The 15,043-nt window shown below is 48.3% G+C and carries 16 protein-coding genes; 7 read left to right on the top strand and 9 right to left on the bottom strand.

All coding sequences use genetic code 11. The features are described from left to right. Positions 1-90 precede the first annotated feature (90 nt). Positions 91-1,392 carry a Gfo/Idh/MocA family protein gene (locus tag GWR21_RS01475; protein ID WP_162330012.1) on the top strand — a complete coding sequence of 434 codons (1,302 nt, stop codon included), beginning with the start codon at positions 91-93 and terminating at the stop codon, positions 1,390-1,392. A gap of 64 nt (positions 1,393-1,456) precedes the next feature. Here GWR21_RS01475 and GWR21_RS01470 read toward each other — a convergent pair whose 3' ends face one another. From GWR21_RS01470 to GWR21_RS01440, 7 genes are all read right to left on the bottom strand, one after another. Then, positions 1,457-1,945: an ankyrin repeat domain-containing protein gene (locus GWR21_RS01470; RefSeq protein WP_162330011.1), complete on the bottom strand. Its 489-nt coding sequence runs from the start codon at positions 1,943-1,945 to the stop codon at positions 1,457-1,459. A 143-nt stretch (positions 1,946-2,088) separates the two neighbouring features. Continuing rightward, the gene (locus tag GWR21_RS31640; RefSeq protein ID WP_262888479.1) at positions 2,089-2,223 is read right to left on the bottom strand and encodes a hypothetical protein; all 135 of its coding nucleotides are present in this window, start codon (positions 2,221-2,223) and stop codon (positions 2,089-2,091) included. Between the two features lie 29 nt (positions 2,224-2,252). Continuing rightward, positions 2,253-2,912 carry an ATP-binding cassette domain-containing protein gene (locus tag GWR21_RS01460; RefSeq protein ID WP_162330010.1) on the bottom strand — a complete coding sequence of 220 codons (660 nt, stop codon included), beginning with the start codon at positions 2,910-2,912 and terminating at the stop codon, positions 2,253-2,255. Then, a complete protein-coding gene (locus tag GWR21_RS01455) occupies positions 2,912-3,217 on the bottom strand; it encodes a hypothetical protein (RefSeq protein WP_162330009.1) in 306 nt (101 codons plus the stop codon). Before GWR21_RS01455 ends, GWR21_RS01460 begins: the two co-directional genes overlap by 1 nt. A gap of 100 nt (positions 3,218-3,317) precedes the next feature. After that, on the bottom strand, positions 3,318-3,818 hold the full coding sequence (locus tag GWR21_RS01450; RefSeq protein ID WP_162330008.1) for a GNAT family N-acetyltransferase: 501 nt from the start codon (positions 3,816-3,818) through the stop codon (positions 3,318-3,320). A gap of 234 nt (positions 3,819-4,052) precedes the next feature. Continuing rightward, positions 4,053-4,487 carry an ester cyclase gene (locus tag GWR21_RS01445; RefSeq protein WP_162330007.1) on the bottom strand — a complete coding sequence of 145 codons (435 nt, stop codon included), beginning with the start codon at positions 4,485-4,487 and terminating at the stop codon, positions 4,053-4,055. 69 nt (positions 4,488-4,556) lie between these two features. Beyond that, positions 4,557-5,435 carry a helix-turn-helix transcriptional regulator gene (locus GWR21_RS01440; protein ID WP_162330006.1) on the bottom strand — a complete coding sequence of 293 codons (879 nt, stop codon included), beginning with the start codon at positions 5,433-5,435 and terminating at the stop codon, positions 4,557-4,559. A 334-nt stretch (positions 5,436-5,769) separates the two neighbouring features. Here GWR21_RS01440 and GWR21_RS01435 point away from each other — a divergent pair, with 334 nt between their 5' ends. The 5 genes from GWR21_RS01435 to GWR21_RS01415 all read left to right on the top strand — a co-directional run bounded on the left by GWR21_RS01435 (position 5,770) and on the right by GWR21_RS01415 (position 9,057). Further along, a complete protein-coding gene (locus GWR21_RS01435) occupies positions 5,770-5,994 on the top strand; it encodes a helix-turn-helix domain-containing protein (protein WP_317165878.1) in 225 nt (74 codons plus the stop codon). 113 nt (positions 5,995-6,107) lie between these two features. Next, positions 6,108-6,821: an SseB family protein gene (locus GWR21_RS01430; protein ID WP_162330005.1), complete on the top strand. Its 714-nt coding sequence runs from the start codon at positions 6,108-6,110 to the stop codon at positions 6,819-6,821. A 109-nt stretch (positions 6,822-6,930) separates the two neighbouring features. Further along, positions 6,931-7,536 carry a YjaG family protein gene (locus GWR21_RS01425; RefSeq protein WP_162330004.1) on the top strand — a complete coding sequence of 202 codons (606 nt, stop codon included), beginning with the start codon at positions 6,931-6,933 and terminating at the stop codon, positions 7,534-7,536. 123 nt (positions 7,537-7,659) lie between these two features. Further along, positions 7,660-8,388, top strand: coding sequence for a DUF92 domain-containing protein (locus tag GWR21_RS01420; protein WP_162330003.1), 729 nt, complete (start codon positions 7,660-7,662; stop codon positions 8,386-8,388). A gap of 90 nt (positions 8,389-8,478) precedes the next feature. Then, a complete protein-coding gene (locus GWR21_RS01415; RefSeq protein WP_238430127.1) occupies positions 8,479-9,057 on the top strand; it encodes a GNAT family N-acetyltransferase in 579 nt (192 codons plus the stop codon). Between the two features lie 99 nt (positions 9,058-9,156). Here the strand turns inward: GWR21_RS01415 and GWR21_RS01410 are convergent, their stop codons facing one another. Continuing rightward, complete coding sequence (locus tag GWR21_RS01410; RefSeq protein WP_162330002.1) at positions 9,157-11,724, bottom strand: BamA/TamA family outer membrane protein; 2,568 nt, start codon at positions 11,722-11,724, stop codon at positions 9,157-9,159. Positions 11,725-11,820: 96 nt separating this feature from the next. On the opposite strand from GWR21_RS01410, the gene GWR21_RS01405 reads away from it, so the two are divergent. Beyond that, positions 11,821-13,206, top strand: a complete 1,386-nt coding sequence (locus GWR21_RS01405) for a serine hydrolase (protein WP_202929026.1) — start codon at positions 11,821-11,823, stop codon at positions 13,204-13,206. Here GWR21_RS01405 and GWR21_RS01400 read toward each other — a convergent pair whose 3' ends face one another. Further along, the gene (locus tag GWR21_RS01400) at positions 13,207-14,754 is read right to left on the bottom strand and encodes an MFS transporter (RefSeq protein WP_162330000.1); all 1,548 of its coding nucleotides are present in this window, start codon (positions 14,752-14,754) and stop codon (positions 13,207-13,209) included. Between the last annotated feature and the right edge of the window lie 289 nt (positions 14,755-15,043).

Genomic DNA, 15,043 nt, shown 5'->3' with positions numbered 1-15,043 from the left:
ATTTTACAGCGCGAGTAGTTATCTTTCAGTATTCCGCGTTTTGCATTTCTTACTACGTATTTATTGAAAACAACAATATCAAATTCAGTTATGAATAACTCTAGAAGACACTTCATCCGTTCAGCCTCCTCCCTCGTCGCCGGAGCCGGATTAGTAGGTGCGTTGCCAGCTTCTTTGCGCGCAATAGCTCCCAGCGATAAGATCAATATAGCCGCCATCGGTATCAATGGTATGGGCTGGTCTGACCTCACTGCCATACTTAAGAACCCGTATGCCCAATGCGTTGCCCTCTGTGATGTTGATAAGAACGTACTGGACAAAAGAGCCGGCGAACTGGAAAAGAAAGGGCAGCGACCAAAAGTCTATAGCGATTACCGCAAACTACTGGAAGATAAATCCATTGATGCGGTGATCATCGGTACGCCTGACCACTGGCACTGCCTCCAGATGACGGACGCCGTATCCGCCGGAAAAGATGTGTACGTGGAAAAGCCGATCGGCAACTCCATCGCGGAGATCAATGCCATGCAGGCTGCACAGGAACGCACTAAACGCGTAGTACAGGTAGGTCAGTGGCAACGCAGCCAGCAGCACTTTAAAGATGCCATTTCCTTCGTGCATTCCGGTAAGCTCGGACAGGTTCGACTGGTGAAAGCCTGGGCTTATATGGGATGGATGCACTCCATTCCCAAAGCGCCGGATGGTAATCCGCCAGCTGGTGTGGATTACGCCGCCTGGCTCGGCCCTGCGGAGAAGAGACCCTTCAATCCCAACCGATTTCATTTTAACTTCCGCTGGTACTGGGATTATGCCGGCGGACTGATGACTGACTGGGGCGTGCACCTGCTGGATTATGCCCTTCTGGGGATGAAAGCACAGCATCCTGTATCTGTCATGGCGGCTGGTGGTAAATTCGCCTACCCGGATGATGCGGCAGAGACGCCTGATACACTGACCACTGTTTATCAGTTCGACGGATTCAACATCCAGTGGGAACATGCCACCGGTATCGATGGCGGCCCATACGGACGTAATCATGGCATCGCCTTCATTGGTAATAACGGTACATTGGTACTCGATCGCGGCGGTTGGGAGGTAATTCCCGAAAAGGGTAAGATGGAAGCCGTTCCGCTGACCAAATCAGTAGATAACGGGCTTGATAAACATGCCGTGAACTTCCTGGAGGTGATCAAGTCCCGTAAACTGGAAGACCTGAATACTCCCATACAGGCAGGTGCGCATGTCGCTACTATCGCGCAGCTGGGGAACATCGCCTATAAAACAGGCAGGAAACTGAACTGGAATGGCGCGAATGGTAAATTTGATGACAGTGACGCGAACAAATACCTGGCTGCCCAGTACCACAACGGGTACAAGCTGCCAAAGGTCTAAATAAAGAAAGGGCGCCCGCCTGTAGCGGGACGCCCTTTTCCATTTATCAACCAACATTATAGCCTTATCTGATCACGTCGGCTGCTTCCAGCATCTCAATCGCCGCCACATTCCCCTGCTGCGCTGCCAGGTCTGCCGCGGTCAATCCCCTGTTCTCACATATATGTCTGTCCGCCCCTGCATCAAGTAGCAGCCTCACCATATTATTCCGTCCGAACATTGCTGCAAACATCAGTGCGGTTCCTCCGTTACCATGCTGCAGATTGAGATCTGCACCATAACCTATCAGCAACGTAGCGATTTCAGGATATCCCTTGAAGCTTACACCCATCAGGGAAGTATTGCCACCATAGTCGCCTGCATTGACATCTGCGCCTGCGTCCAGTAATAACCTGGCTGCTTCAAGCTGACCATTATAGGTAGCAATGATCAGTGGCGTATATCCACGGTTGTCACGTACATTCAGGTCACTGATCTGGTCGATATGCTCCCGCAGGAATGTCAGATCTCCTGTCCGTGCTGCATTAAAGAAATCGCTGATGATAGTTTCCATGTGTCTCTTGTTAGTATCGTATATTTCTTTACCACTACGCAATGATTCAACATTGATGCCATCATGAGCGGCATCAGGTGCATACAATGACTGAAAAAGTGAACTCTTCCGTGGGAATAGTAGTCCTGTTGACTATTGATAATTCACATACTATTCCGTGAACTGCCATCTGCAAATAATTCAAGCATACCATATCCCGGAGCGGTTTCCCGGTTGTTACCTTTCCACCACGCACCAGTTACCGCACCATTACACAGATAGGTGACCTTATTATACACTACCTTATCTTTGAGATGTATGTGTCCGGTTATCTTAACCGGAGAAAGTAATCTTTTTCAAGTAATGCTTCCCGCGTCATGGTGATGACAACGCCCCATTCCATATAATAGTAGGCATCTGCAAGATCCAGTACATGATCATACATATGGTCTGTGATAAGGAACCCTTTGCCATTGGCAGCTTCCCGTCGTATCAGGTCTTTGATGATCTCTACATGCAATGGCATAATATGGGTGAATGGCTCATCAAGCATGACAAACTTTACGGGAGAACAGATCAGCACAATTGTAGCGAGCATACGTATCTGTCCGCCGGAAAGCGAACTGACATATGCATTTTCAATGGCTGCAAAATCAGGGAAACAAGCCACGATCTTCTGCCATGGCACCTCATAGGACCGTGCAAAAACGCCGGCTTTTATATTCCGGGGAATAAAAGAGAACTGCGGCAGATACCTGATCAGTCCAGGTACCTTAAAAGGTTGCTGCAATTTCCTCCCATTATACCTGGTAAAGCTAAATTCTGCTGGCTGCGTTCCAAAGATGACCCGCATCAGACTTGACTTACCGTAACCATTACGGCCTACCAGGGCATGGACCCGGCCACTTACCAGTTTCATATAACCGCCACTGATAACAGTCTTTGTTCCATAGGAAAGCGTGACGCTGTCCGTTTCTATTATATCCATCAGCAGAAAAATGAAGTGATATAGAACAGGGTAAAGAAGATCAGCCACTCAAAAAGGCAGGCGCTCACTATCAGCTGAACCGGGCTCAGTCCCAGGTTAAAAAAGTAATAGCGCTCCTTCCGCTGCCAGTTAAGGTAAGCGGTCAGTCCGAAAGTAATGACCTTTAATGTGAGTATAGCAGGAACAATGCTGTCAGCGTACCGGGCGTTCTTATAATACAGGCCACAGGCAGCAGTTGTCAGCAGCAAACCGGGGATGAGGAAAAATGAACGGTAATAGAGTAACAAACCGCGTATTCTTACCATAAATAGTACAGAGGATGATTAGCCATCCTTCAGTACAATTTATCAATATTTATTGCTGGTCCCATCCAGCCGCACTGCGAAATAAATGTTAAATCAGTGCTTACAGCGCCGTACCAGCACTCTCCTTTTCGAGCATCATGGAAAGATATACGGCATCACTGATCGGATTGTCGTAATACGCAGCGATCGGCTGGAAGCCCAGGCTGGTATACAACTCAATAGCAGGGCGCATGTGTGCAAGGGTATCCAGCAACATACGTTTGTAACCCAGGTCTCTGCCCGCTTCGATCGCTCTGGTGGCCAGTGCCCTTCCGACACCATGCCCTTTAAAGCTGTCGCGCACAAAGAGCCTTTTCATTTCGCAGGTGGAGTTTTCAAACAACCTTACTGCCACGCAACCTGCGGGCTGTCCATCTACCAGTGCCAGGAATAGCGCTCCTGCCGGCGCCTCGTAATAAGGCTCAGGTAAACTGCTTAATTCTTCTTCGAACCGCTGAAAACTGAGGTCAACACTTAACCAGTTGGCATACTCTCGGAAAAGCCCTTTTACCTGCTCCAGTAGCTTGACATCATCTTTTTTTACTTCTACAACTTCCAACATACCTCGTTATTTTATTTATAGAAAACACAAAAGCCTCCTGAGCATCAGAAGGCTTTTAATTCAGGGTCCGGAGACCAGTACTGTAAACGATATAATTAATAAATTAACTCATTGTCAGCATTCACAACATCACTAATACAGCCTTACTGCTCACCTCCCTTTTTTGAAAGGGGGGGTAACAAATATAACAAAATTTGTTTAAAAAGAACAGGGCGGGAAGAAATACTTTAACTCCTATTTCTTTGCTGCATGTATTGTCTTTAATTCCGCTACAAGCGCTCCCAGCGTATTCACGCCCCAGTGTTCAACATACTGCCCGTCGCGCACGGTGACCATGTCCATTACCCGGATCATCACAACCTGATGTGTTGGTGGTATACCCATGAAGGTGCCTGTATGGGTGCCTGAGATCGTTTTAAATGTTGTGACCTTATCTCCTTCTGCTACCTGTTCATGGATGGTTACCCTGAGATCAGGAAATGCAGGTCTGAGCACTTCATTGAAAGTATACAATATACCTGCGGCCCCGCTATCTGCGCCTGCGGCTGCGGTATGGTTGATAAAGGCAGCATGCATGATCTCGTTAAAACTGTGCAGATTATTTTCTTCAATCACTTCTTTGTTGAACCGTCTTACCACGGCTTTGTTCTGTTCTGTTACGGCTGTCATGACCATTGATTTTATATTGCAAAGTTAGACCGCCGTCACCGTGATATGTTTGTCCTGCGCGTTCAGCTTTTATGCCTGGACGTTCATATTTTGTTCCTGGTAGGCGGAGGGGGTCATACCAAATAACTGGCGGAAGGCTTTTGTAAAACTCGAGTGACTTTCATAGCCTACCTGATCATACACATCGCCCGGTTTGGCTTGCTGATCTTTGAGCAAACGCGCAGCCACCTGCATCTTCTGTTCCAGTATCCAGCGCTGCGGAGTAGTGCCGTATATTTTCGTGAAGCGGCGTTTGAAAGTAGACAATGACATGCTGCAGAGGAACGCGAGTTCTTCTACCGTTACACGGTTTGTGATGTTCCCTTCCACCGCCTTCCTGATCTCGAAGTCCTGCATGCTGCCGGTAGCGTTCACTTTCAGTTGCAGTAATGCTTCCGGTGATGTTTGCAGCAGGTACAATAACAGCTCTTCGAATTTCAGTACACAGATCTCCTGCGAGATCGGTTGGCTTACCTCCAGCAGATGCCGGAGTGATGCTATATAATTGCGGATAAACACGTCCTTTTCGAAGGTGATAAAAGAAGCCGCCGGTACTGGTAACGGTTGCTGCGCCTTTACGAGGTGGTCATATTTCATGAAGAAGTCCAGCAATGCATCATCACTGTAATAGAGAAGAAAAGCCTGGAAGTTGCCATTGTCCGACAATACGCTTGTGGTCAGACAGCTACCCGCTGTCAGGAACAGGATGGCGTTATCATTCACAGTAGTTGTTTGTCCGCCGTAAATGACAGTCTTACGCCCTTCCACCAGTAGATTGATCATGTTCCTGTGTAAGATCACCCGGTTCTTTTTCGTGTTACAGGGAGATGTATATGGCCGGATCAGGATCCGGTCTTCTGCGCGGTATTGTGCCGGATTGAGGTCCTGTGGCAGATTGATTACATTCATCCCCCCAAAGATCACAAAAAGATCAGGGAATGACACCACGTTTCCAGAAATCGTCGAAGATGGTGAAAAACATCTCCTTCGTTTCCACGTATTCGTGGCATCCTGCGCTGCGGTCCCTGGTGCCATCCCCGGGCTATTGCCGGCTACATCTCGCTCCAGCGGAATAAGTCTCCGCTGTTGATATTAAACGCCTGATTTGCGGCATTTCCTGCCGTTGCAGTCCAGGTGGTGGCTTTTGCCAGGAGACCGGCGTTTGTCATCCCGACCAGTTTGTTGTAAGCACCAGGTTTACCCGGGAGGCGAAGTGGCAGATCCAGTTCCCTAATATAGATGCATATTCCAAAAACACCTGGGAGCGTTCTTCCGGGAACATACCGGCGTCCCGTTACGCGATTACATCAATCGCTATAAACTGCATATTATTGAAAACAGGCTGACATACAGCTCTTTATCGCTCAAAGAGATCAGCCAGGAACTGGGGTTCACCGACCTCAGTCATTTCAGTAAATTCGTCAGGAGTCACCACCAGATCAATCCATCCGCCTACCGGAATAAATAAAGCCTTGCTTACCCGACAAAATGCGCATATAAATATTATATTTGTATGTGATATATCATCCTATGACTATTGACGCTGTCGATGCCGGCTGACTATTCAAAATCCCTATCCGTATGAGTTTATTTGACCGTTTCAGGAAGAAACCTGCCACAACTGAAGACAATACAGTTCCAACACCGGAGGCCACCGCTCCCGATGCCCTTTCACCAGACAGGAACTTCGTGGACGACCTGGTGAGCTATTTCAGTTCCAACCCGGACATCACCGCTGCCTATTTCGGGTTTGGGTACAACAATACCACCAGGCAACATATCCTGGTATTGGCGATAGATCATCAGACAGATGAGGATACGGTAAGGGACCTGACCTGGATGATCAAATGTCTGTTCATGAGTGATACCGACATTCACTACACATCCAATATCACGAACCAGGAATTACTCGACTATATCAAACAACACAACCCTGCTTTCTATCACCAGGATGGATCGGCTGTGTTACAACAGAAGATCATGAAGCAGTGGTTTGACCAGCAGCAGTATCATACTGAGCTGATTGACACACTAAAAACAACACCGGTCTTCACACTGGCCCATAAGATGGAAAACAGCAAAGACCTGATGCTGGCAACTTACGTAAGGGAAAGCGGTGAATTCATCCCCCTGTTTGCCAGTGAGGATATGATTGCCAAAAGCGGCATGATCAATCTTCCGGACGACAGGGTAGTCGTTAAAATGACCTTCCAGCGGATCCTGAATGGTATTAATCCCGGGCAGCTGTTCATCCTGAATCCGGCAACACCATTTGAGGTAGAGATGAAGGTGTAACCCCTGAATGTACTATCTTGCAGCTGCTATTCAGCTTTTATATACTGACCGGGTGGCATACAAAGTCAGCGGGACATATAAAAGGCTGCTAAAATAATAGCAGGAACACATGACAGAGAACCTGGAAGAACTGCTTTCCGAACTCACACCAAACGACGTTTCCCGTTTCAGTCTGGCAGGCGCAGAGACATTGTGGCTGACCTTCAGGAAAGTATATGAAGATGAATTTAACGGCGACGTTAATAAAACCGCAGAGATATTTGACAAAGCATGGCTGCTGGTATCAGGTCAGCTGAAAGATACAACTGTCGAGGAGCTGGAAACAATGGCGAAAGACCAGATCCCTGATCTGGACAACTTCATGGGTATCTTCGAATCCGCATGGCGTACCACCCTGGCGTCCAGTGCCCAGAACGCAGCAACCGGAGTATGGCTGGCCATCTGCGGACTTGCTGTGGAACCGGTAGGCGCTGCGCTTGACACGACCGACATTATCCGTAATACACTTGATATACTGATCAGCACACAGTTCAGCGCGGAAAAAGGAGAAGACTTCTTCCCGGAAGAAGAAGATATTGAAACACATCCGCTGTTCGAAGAAGAAGTGAACAGGCAGCAGGAAGCGATTGCTGCCCTAAAGAACGGGAAGCAGGCAACCTTCAGACAGGACTTCGTCCGACTGATCCAGTTGAATAAACTGGGTATCGAAGCATAACAACATTATCAGCAATAAGCGGCAGGGCACCTTTACCAGGGTGCCCTTCGTATGTAGGCAAATCCGCGTATCTCACCTGGCAAAGCGGAAAGTATTGTGAATATTTTGATAGTTTTGCCGCCTATGGACAGACTTTTAGCACCCAGCCCTGGACTCTTCACCGTCACACTCATTTTACTCGGTTTCAGTCTCGTCATTATGTACCTGATGTACAGGAAGCTGACTGGCCCTGCTTTTATCGCCGCTATTGCAATGGGTGGCCTTATCGGATGGGGAGGTGGTCCACGCGCACTGTTCCTCCTTTATGTTTTCTTTGCACTGGCAGTACTGGCCACATCTCACAAGAAACAGCTAAAAGCCAACTTGTCTCCCGACGGGAAACATCCTCAGGAAAGAACCGTCGGACAGGTATTTGCCAATGGCGGCATGGCAGCTATCATGGGTGCGTTTGCTATCATGGACAGACCAGGACATTCACTCTATGAACTGATGCTTAGCGCGAGCCTCGCTTCCGCATTATCAGACACGTGGTCATCTGAACTCGGTATGGTTTACGGACGTAATTTCTACAACATACTAACTTTTAAAAAAGACCAGAAAGGTCTGGACGGTGTTATCAGCCGGGAAGGGTTTTGGCTCGGCGTGGCCGGGGCGGCGATCATCGCACTGTTACACGGAGGTTTCAGTAAAGAAAGCTGGGTCATCCTTGTTGCGGGTGTCACAGGTAATCTGGCTGATTCATTAATGGGCGCATCTATGGAAAGGAAGCACATGATCGGTAACGATATGGTTAACTTTCTGAGTACCCTGGCCGCTGCACTCACCGGACTGGTATTGTACAGCTACGTATAACAGCCTCCATATAAATATCACTGGGTTTTATCCTCCTTTTTCTTTATATTCATTACTACAAGCTACATAACACCCAAAACATGTTGTATCATGTCCCGCGTTATTGAAAATAAAAAAGCCGGCATTTTTAGTAGATTTCCTACTATACGTACTCCTCATCTGGAACTGGTACAGATAACAGATGCACATGCGGAAGACCTGTATAAATTATTCGGCGATCAAAACGTCACCAGGTATTACAACCTGGTTCCGCTGGCCTGTCCGGATGACTCCCTCCCCCTCATCCATCACTTCCGCAAACGCTTTGAAGCGGGTGCTGCTATCAGATGGGGCATACGGCTGAATGAAAGCGACCGGATCATCGGTACGGTGGGTTTTAATAATTTCACACCGAAACACCGGGCCAATATCGGCTACGACCTGCAATACGCCTATTGGAACCGTGGCATTGCAACGGAAGCCCTCCATGCCATCATCAGTTATGGATTTCATGCGCTTAATATCAACCGGATAGAAGCGGAAGTAATGGAAGGAAATGAGCCATCCATGCACCTGATGCATAAATTAGGCTTCAAACAGGAAGGGGTATTGAGACAGTGGATGTATTGGAATGAGCAGCATTATGATATGGTAATGTATTCGCTGCTGAAAGCAGAAAGAAATGAATAAACAGAATGAGGAATTATTGATTTTCAACAATAAAAAAAGATCGCTCGTGGCTGGAAACCGGAGCGATCTTTTTTATTATGGAAGGCCTGATGTAATTACCTAGAACCTAAACCCCGCCGTTATATACGGCAACGCTCCTTCTTCCGAAAAGCCCACCGCCGCCTGTATCAGGAACAGTTCCACGGGAACAACATAAATACCACCGCCATAACCATCATGCCATTTGTGAGAGGTTTCCCCTGGCAGCCATACTCTTCCAAGATCATTGAAGCCGATCAGTCCCACTGTACCGGGTAACAGATAAGAGGTAAAGTCAAAGAGCTTCAGGCGTAGCTCAAAATTGTGATATACAGCCGTCTTTCCGATAAAGCGGTTGGTATGAAATCCTCTCAGGATCTGTGTTCCACCAATTGCCATCATCTGAAAATACTGCGGATTCCCTACTGTGGTACCGGCCGCAATACGATTCGCCATCACTAGCGTAGAATCTCCGATCAATGGAACAAAGAAGCTGAAATCTGTGGTGAATTTCCCATACCGTTTATGTTCGCGGTTAGTTTGCTGCATACCGGTCAGCTCTGTATGCCAGCTAATTCCTCTATGTGGCATCATCCCTCCCACCCTTGTATCTGCTTCTATACCAGCTATCAGTCCTGCATACAAACGATCATCAAATACCCTTGCATCAGGAATTGCTGCATTATAGGCGCCAAGGAACTTATGTGTATTGTTTGCTTCCCTGCTGGTGTAATATTGTCCGGCGATACCGCCACTAACAGTGACATGCTTCGCAATGTTGCGGTATAATCTTACATCGCCGTTGATCAGATCATACCGGTTACGGTAAAACGTAATTTCCATATCGTCATCATTGACGAAAATTGATTCGTTACCTAATCCGAAGAAGTTACTCAGGTTGTGCGGTCCGCGGGACAATACGTTAATACGCAGATCATTCTTGCCGATGAGCTGCTTATAGTCCGCCAGGTATTGCAGCATAAAAGCCTGCCGTCCCGTAACATAACTAACGATCAGCTGATGTTGCTGTGCATAGGGTACTTTACGGAAGCCCTGCTTTTCCAGCATGGTGTTCACCCGTAGCATAAAGCCCTGATCGGGGTTATATTGAATGGAAGGTAACGGACCAAAGCGATCAAATAAGAAGCTGCGCTTGTTGTAGCTATTGACGAGTGTATCTGTAGAAGTGCGGATCCTGGCGTCACCTCTGGGAGGAATATGATTGACTTCATCAGCGCGGTCATAGATAAACAGTCTTCCTTTGCGGGGCACATCATCTGCCACCGTAAAACTATCTACACCATCGCCTCCGATCATGCGGATACGAATAGGCGAGGATGCTGCGCCCGACACGGTAAAGACGTCATGTCCCGCCAGTGCATACAGGCGTACTTCTTTAGTGACAGTAGGGTCAAATTCGCGCTTATATATGACACCATCCAGTGTTCCCTCCTTCTTCATCTTGCTGATGGTCACCGATACACGGCCGCTGTCCAGACGACGGATATCAAAGAGCTCATGTTTGTCAGAAGCAGGGATATCCGTATAGATAGACAGGAATTTATAATAGCTGACCGCCTCCTTTTCCAGTTCATTCCGGCGGGCAATAAAAGCGTTAATGATCTTTTCTCCGGATAATGCAAAGATCGTATCCGGCATCAGGCGAACGGACTGCCTGATCAGACTGTCGGTGAGGGTCGCCTGTACAATATGCACCTGTTCACGCCAGTCATCTTCACTCAGTCCATTCAGGAAATAACGGTCGAAATAACGGGCATTGAAGTTAAATCCCTTCACATCCCGGAGATGTTCATGATACCCCTGGAACTTTGACTTGAGCCATTGGTGGGACACGATCCAGGGGAACAGGCCAGTCGTATTGTAATACACCTGGTCACGGTCACGGGGAACGGGAGTGTAGTCTACACGTTTGTCTTCCTTTACCCGCTCCCAGCGCCACTGATCTTCGTGCCGGTCCCAGTCGCCCAGCAACATATCCAGCAAACGGGCCCTTAGCACTATTTTCTGATTGACGTGTACGTCATTATCTTCTTCCAGCTTACGCTGTGTTTTCTCGGTGTTATCTGTGCGGGTGGCCTCGATCGGCTCACGTTCTTCAAAGAGGAACACTGCGTTCGCAAAGTCTTGCTGGTATTCACCCAGGGCGGGATCATCAGGAACATACACGATCTGCGGATTCGCATGTGGGATACCCAATGCTGCCGCTAATGGTGGCACGGTAAGAGAAGAATAGGGATGTGCAGTTACCACCTGATCCTGCAGGATGTCTCTGGCGATAGTCGCCCGGAGGTTTGGCGGCATCCCTCTTTCCGGATATTTCTGGATGGTACGAAGCACCCATTCCTTCCCTTCGTTGTCTTTTAGGCGTAGCGATTTGGTTTGTAGTCCGCCGCCTCTCTGTTCAATGATCAGTCCTCCTTTTTCCTTTTCCAGGTGGAAGACCTTCATTTTTACCGGGGCGGCCCATAGTTTACGGTAACTTTCACCGAATAAGGTCCGATGAAGACCGCTCACGCTGTCATAGGCAGGGGAAATGGCGACAGTAATGCTGTCACCTGCAGGATGCTGGGCCTGTACCGTGGAAATCGTAAAAACAGCCAGAATGGTGAAAATTCTATTTAGGCTCATGCAGTCGTTTTGTATTATTTTAAGCTGTACTACCTGCAAAAATATATATTTGATCTGTTAGCCATTTTAAAACCAACATAATCCTTTATGCAAAACATGAACAGGAGAAACATTGTTCTCGCGCTGAGCTTCCTTTTTATCCTGCCTGCGGCCTTCGGACAGCAAAGCAAGGCCGCTGCCATTGATTCCGTAATACAAAGAGCATACCGGCTGGGCGTATTTAACGGTAATGTGCTTGTAAAAGATAACAACAGGACCGTTTATCATACCGCAATAGGACAGGCTGATGCTACTGGTAGCCAGCCCCTTACGGAGCAGCACCGTTTTCATATAGGCTCTATTGCCAAAGAGTTCAGTGCTGCAGGTATTATGCTGTTACAGCAGGAAGGCAGGCTATCGCTACATGACCATGTATCAAAGTATCTTCCGAACCTGCCATCCTGGGCCGACTCTATTGAGATCATCCACCTGTTGCAGTATACCAGCGGCTTGCCTGACGTCAAATGGAAGACGGTGAACACCGATGCGGATAACATGGCCGACCTCCAACAGCTGACAAGGCTGAATACTGTACCAGGTCAGACGTATGCATACAATAACAACAACATCTTCCTCCAGCGGCAGATCATTGAAAAGGTCTCCGGTAGGTCGTTCAAAGACTTTGTGACCCAACGGTTGTTATTACCTGCGGGCATGAAAACGGCGATCGTTGACCCTACAGAGACAACTCCCCTGATGTCGAAGTCTTTCAGTAATGACAAAAAGCAGGACCCGTTGACGATCCCTATCTCCGGACAAACAGCCGTTACCCTGCAAGACCTCTATTTATGGTCAGAGGCGATCAACCATTTTAAGATACTGCATCCAGCGTCCACACGTACCATTCTTTATCCGTTTGCACCTAACAGGCAGGCAGGTCTTGGTGGTGGTGGCATGGAAGGCAATAAAATGATACGCCATGTACACGATGGCACCGGCAGGAACTTCCAGGCGCTGCTGGTGAGTGATCCGGTGAAAGGCCGTACTGTTATATTGCTGACCAACAACATGCAGAATAACCTGTATGACTTCAATACGGCTATACAAAACATACTGGATGGCAAGCCTTATACACAGCCGAAAAAGGCGGGTTTCAATCTGCTACTGGCAAATATCAAAGACCAGAAAGGCGAACAGCTACTCACCCTGTATAATCAGCTTAAACAGCAGTATAGTGAACAGTATGATTTCGACGGAGAAGGTACGCTTAACCGTCTGGGTTATCACCTGATGGGACAAGGACGGATAGACGATGCCATCATCGTTTTCGAATATAATACAACCCTCTTCCCGCAGTCGGGTAATGTGTTTGACAGTCTGGGCGAGGCTTACTACAAGAAGGGAGACAAAGCCAGGGCGTTAGTGAACTACAAACGTTCACTGGAACTGGACCCTGGTAATGAAACCGCTAAAATGATCATTGCAGAACTGACAGCGAAGTGATCATTTTTTCCTTGAAGACACTGCACTGTTCCTGATAAACAACACTGACATCAGCGCGCCCAGCCAGCCAAGAGCACCGGAGATGCGCATGATCTGCTGGTAGGCAGTGATAAAGCTGTCATGATATACCCGTGTTACTTTTTCCTGATCAGCCGTAGTCAGGGTGGCAGGCGGACGGGCGTTTCCCAGTTCGCCGGCCTGCTGCATTACCGCCTGTTTATCGGATGTACTTAACGGCAGTCCGGGGATCTCCTTTTGCAATGCGCCCGTAAAGAATAAAACGGCCAGTGCGCCGAAGATCGCATTGGCAAATACCCCTGCAATACGGGATAAGGCATTGTTGATACCGGAAGCGGTACCGGAGTAGTGATCACTGACAGCACCCATCACCGTGGCGGTCAACGGTGCGACTGTCAGCGACATACCGAGACCGAAAATAACCAATCCGGGGAAGAAGGTAGTAAAGTATGCAGCAGGGCCTTTTGTTTGTCCGACGAAAGATAAGAACAGCAATCCGGTGCCGGCAATGGCGGGACCGATCGTTAATAACAGCCTGGGGCCATATTTATCCGCCAGTGTACCGGCAAAGCGGGCCAGCAGCACCATCAGAAAAGTAAAAGGTAGAAAGGTCATGCCGGATTGTAACTGGTCATATCCCTGTACCTGCACCAGATTAAGAGAAATAAACAACATCCCCGCCCCCAGTCCGGCGTATAGAAAGAACGTCAGCAGGTTTGCACCAGAGAAGGTCATATTGGTAAATAAAGACAACGGCATCATTGGATGCCGGCTATGCTGTTCTATCCAGATGAATGCGAAGAGCAGTACAACGCCAATACCCAGTGACGTATACACCTGCCAGTTATTAAATCCTATATCGGGAATACGTAAAAAGCCGAAGGTCACGGCGGCCAGTCCGCCGGCAATAGCAAAGGCACCTATGTAATCGAGTGTATGATCAGGCTCTTCGCTGATGCTCTCTTTGACCTTAGTCCATAAGATAGCAATGGCGGCGATGCCGATCGGTATATTGATGAAAAAGATGTAACGCCAGTACCCCGCATCAGCCAGGGCGCCACCCAGTATAGGTCCGCCAATTGTTACGACTGTGGTGAAAGCAGACCAGGTACCAATCGCTTTTCCCCGCTCATTTTCATCTATGGAAGATGAGATCAGTGAAAGACTGCCGGGTATCATGAGTGCACCGCCTATCCCCTGTAACATCCTGAAAAGGATCAGCAAGGTCACATCGCCGGCAATGCCACATAAGGCAGAGCCACCGATGAAGATCAGGATGCCTGCAATAAAGATCTTCTTACGGCCCAGTTTGTCGCCGAGAGAACCTCCTATCAGCATCAGGGCCGCCAGCATCAGCAGGTAGGCGTTAAGCATCCAGAAGAGGTCTGTACCGGAGGCTTGCAGGCTTTTCTGAATAGAGGGCAGGACGACGTTCAACGCCGTGCCATCAATGAAAGCCATGGCAGAGGCCATGATTGTGGACACCATGATCCATTTGCCGGGCGCACTGGAAAGGGGGACTGTTGCCATAGCAGCAAGTTAGGGAAAATAAGGTTCCGGGTATGGCAGAGGATGTATATCGACAAGGGATGCGATGATTGCGGCAGGTGATCGGGCAGATAGCAGGCTCCCAGTGCACTTTATTCCCCGGAGACAGAAAGTGATGTATCCGGTCTGTAGTGATGGCGAATATTCATTGTGCTGGCAACTTGGACGAATATACGGAGAAGGATCAATTGTGGATACATGAGAATAGCTATGGAGATGTGTATTGGGAGCATTAAAGGACTGTATCAGTGACCGGAGGACTGCTGTTGCC

The organism is Chitinophaga agri, from assembly GCF_010093065.1.
Taxonomy (GTDB): Bacteria; Bacteroidota; Bacteroidia; order Chitinophagales; family Chitinophagaceae; genus Chitinophaga; species Chitinophaga agri.
Note: the sequence above shows the minus strand (reverse complement) of the source record. Positions and strands in the feature narration are given on the sequence as shown.

Excerpts from the sequence above, each read along its gene's own strand:
- GWR21_RS01415 (WP_238430127.1), top strand. The coding sequence starts at position 8,479 with ATGTCCCGCGTTATTGAAAATAAAAAAGCCGGCATTTTTAGTAGATTT.
- GWR21_RS01405 (WP_202929026.1), top strand. The coding sequence starts at position 11,821 with ATGAACAGGAGAAACATTGTTCTCGCGCTGAGCTTCCTTTTTATCCTG.
- GWR21_RS01410 (WP_162330002.1), bottom strand. The coding sequence starts at position 11,724 with ATGAGCCTAAATAGAATTTTCACCATTCTGGCTGTTTTTACGATTTCC.
- GWR21_RS01425 (WP_162330004.1), top strand. The coding sequence starts at position 6,931 with ATGACAGAGAACCTGGAAGAACTGCTTTCCGAACTCACACCAAACGAC.
- GWR21_RS01440 (WP_162330006.1), bottom strand. The coding sequence starts at position 5,435 with ATGAATGTAATCAATCTGCCACAGGACCTCAATCCGGCACAATACCGC.
- GWR21_RS01450 (WP_162330008.1), bottom strand. The coding sequence starts at position 3,818 with ATGTTGGAAGTTGTAGAAGTAAAAAAAGATGATGTCAAGCTACTGGAG.
- GWR21_RS01430 (WP_162330005.1), top strand. The coding sequence starts at position 6,108 with ATGAGTTTATTTGACCGTTTCAGGAAGAAACCTGCCACAACTGAAGAC.
- GWR21_RS01455 (WP_162330009.1), bottom strand. The coding sequence starts at position 3,217 with ATGGTAAGAATACGCGGTTTGTTACTCTATTACCGTTCATTTTTCCTC.
- GWR21_RS01470 (WP_162330011.1), bottom strand. The coding sequence starts at position 1,945 with ATGGAAACTATCATCAGCGATTTCTTTAATGCAGCACGGACAGGAGAT.
- GWR21_RS01460 (WP_162330010.1), bottom strand. The coding sequence starts at position 2,912 with ATGGATATAATAGAAACGGACAGCGTCACGCTTTCCTATGGAACAAAG.
- GWR21_RS01445 (WP_162330007.1), bottom strand. The coding sequence starts at position 4,487 with ATGACAGCCGTAACAGAACAGAACAAAGCCGTGGTAAGACGGTTCAAC.
- GWR21_RS01400 (WP_162330000.1), bottom strand. The coding sequence starts at position 14,754 with ATGGCAACAGTCCCCCTTTCCAGTGCGCCCGGCAAATGGATCATGGTG.
- GWR21_RS01475 (WP_162330012.1), top strand. The coding sequence starts at position 91 with ATGAATAACTCTAGAAGACACTTCATCCGTTCAGCCTCCTCCCTCGTC.
- GWR21_RS01420 (WP_162330003.1), top strand. The coding sequence starts at position 7,660 with ATGGACAGACTTTTAGCACCCAGCCCTGGACTCTTCACCGTCACACTC.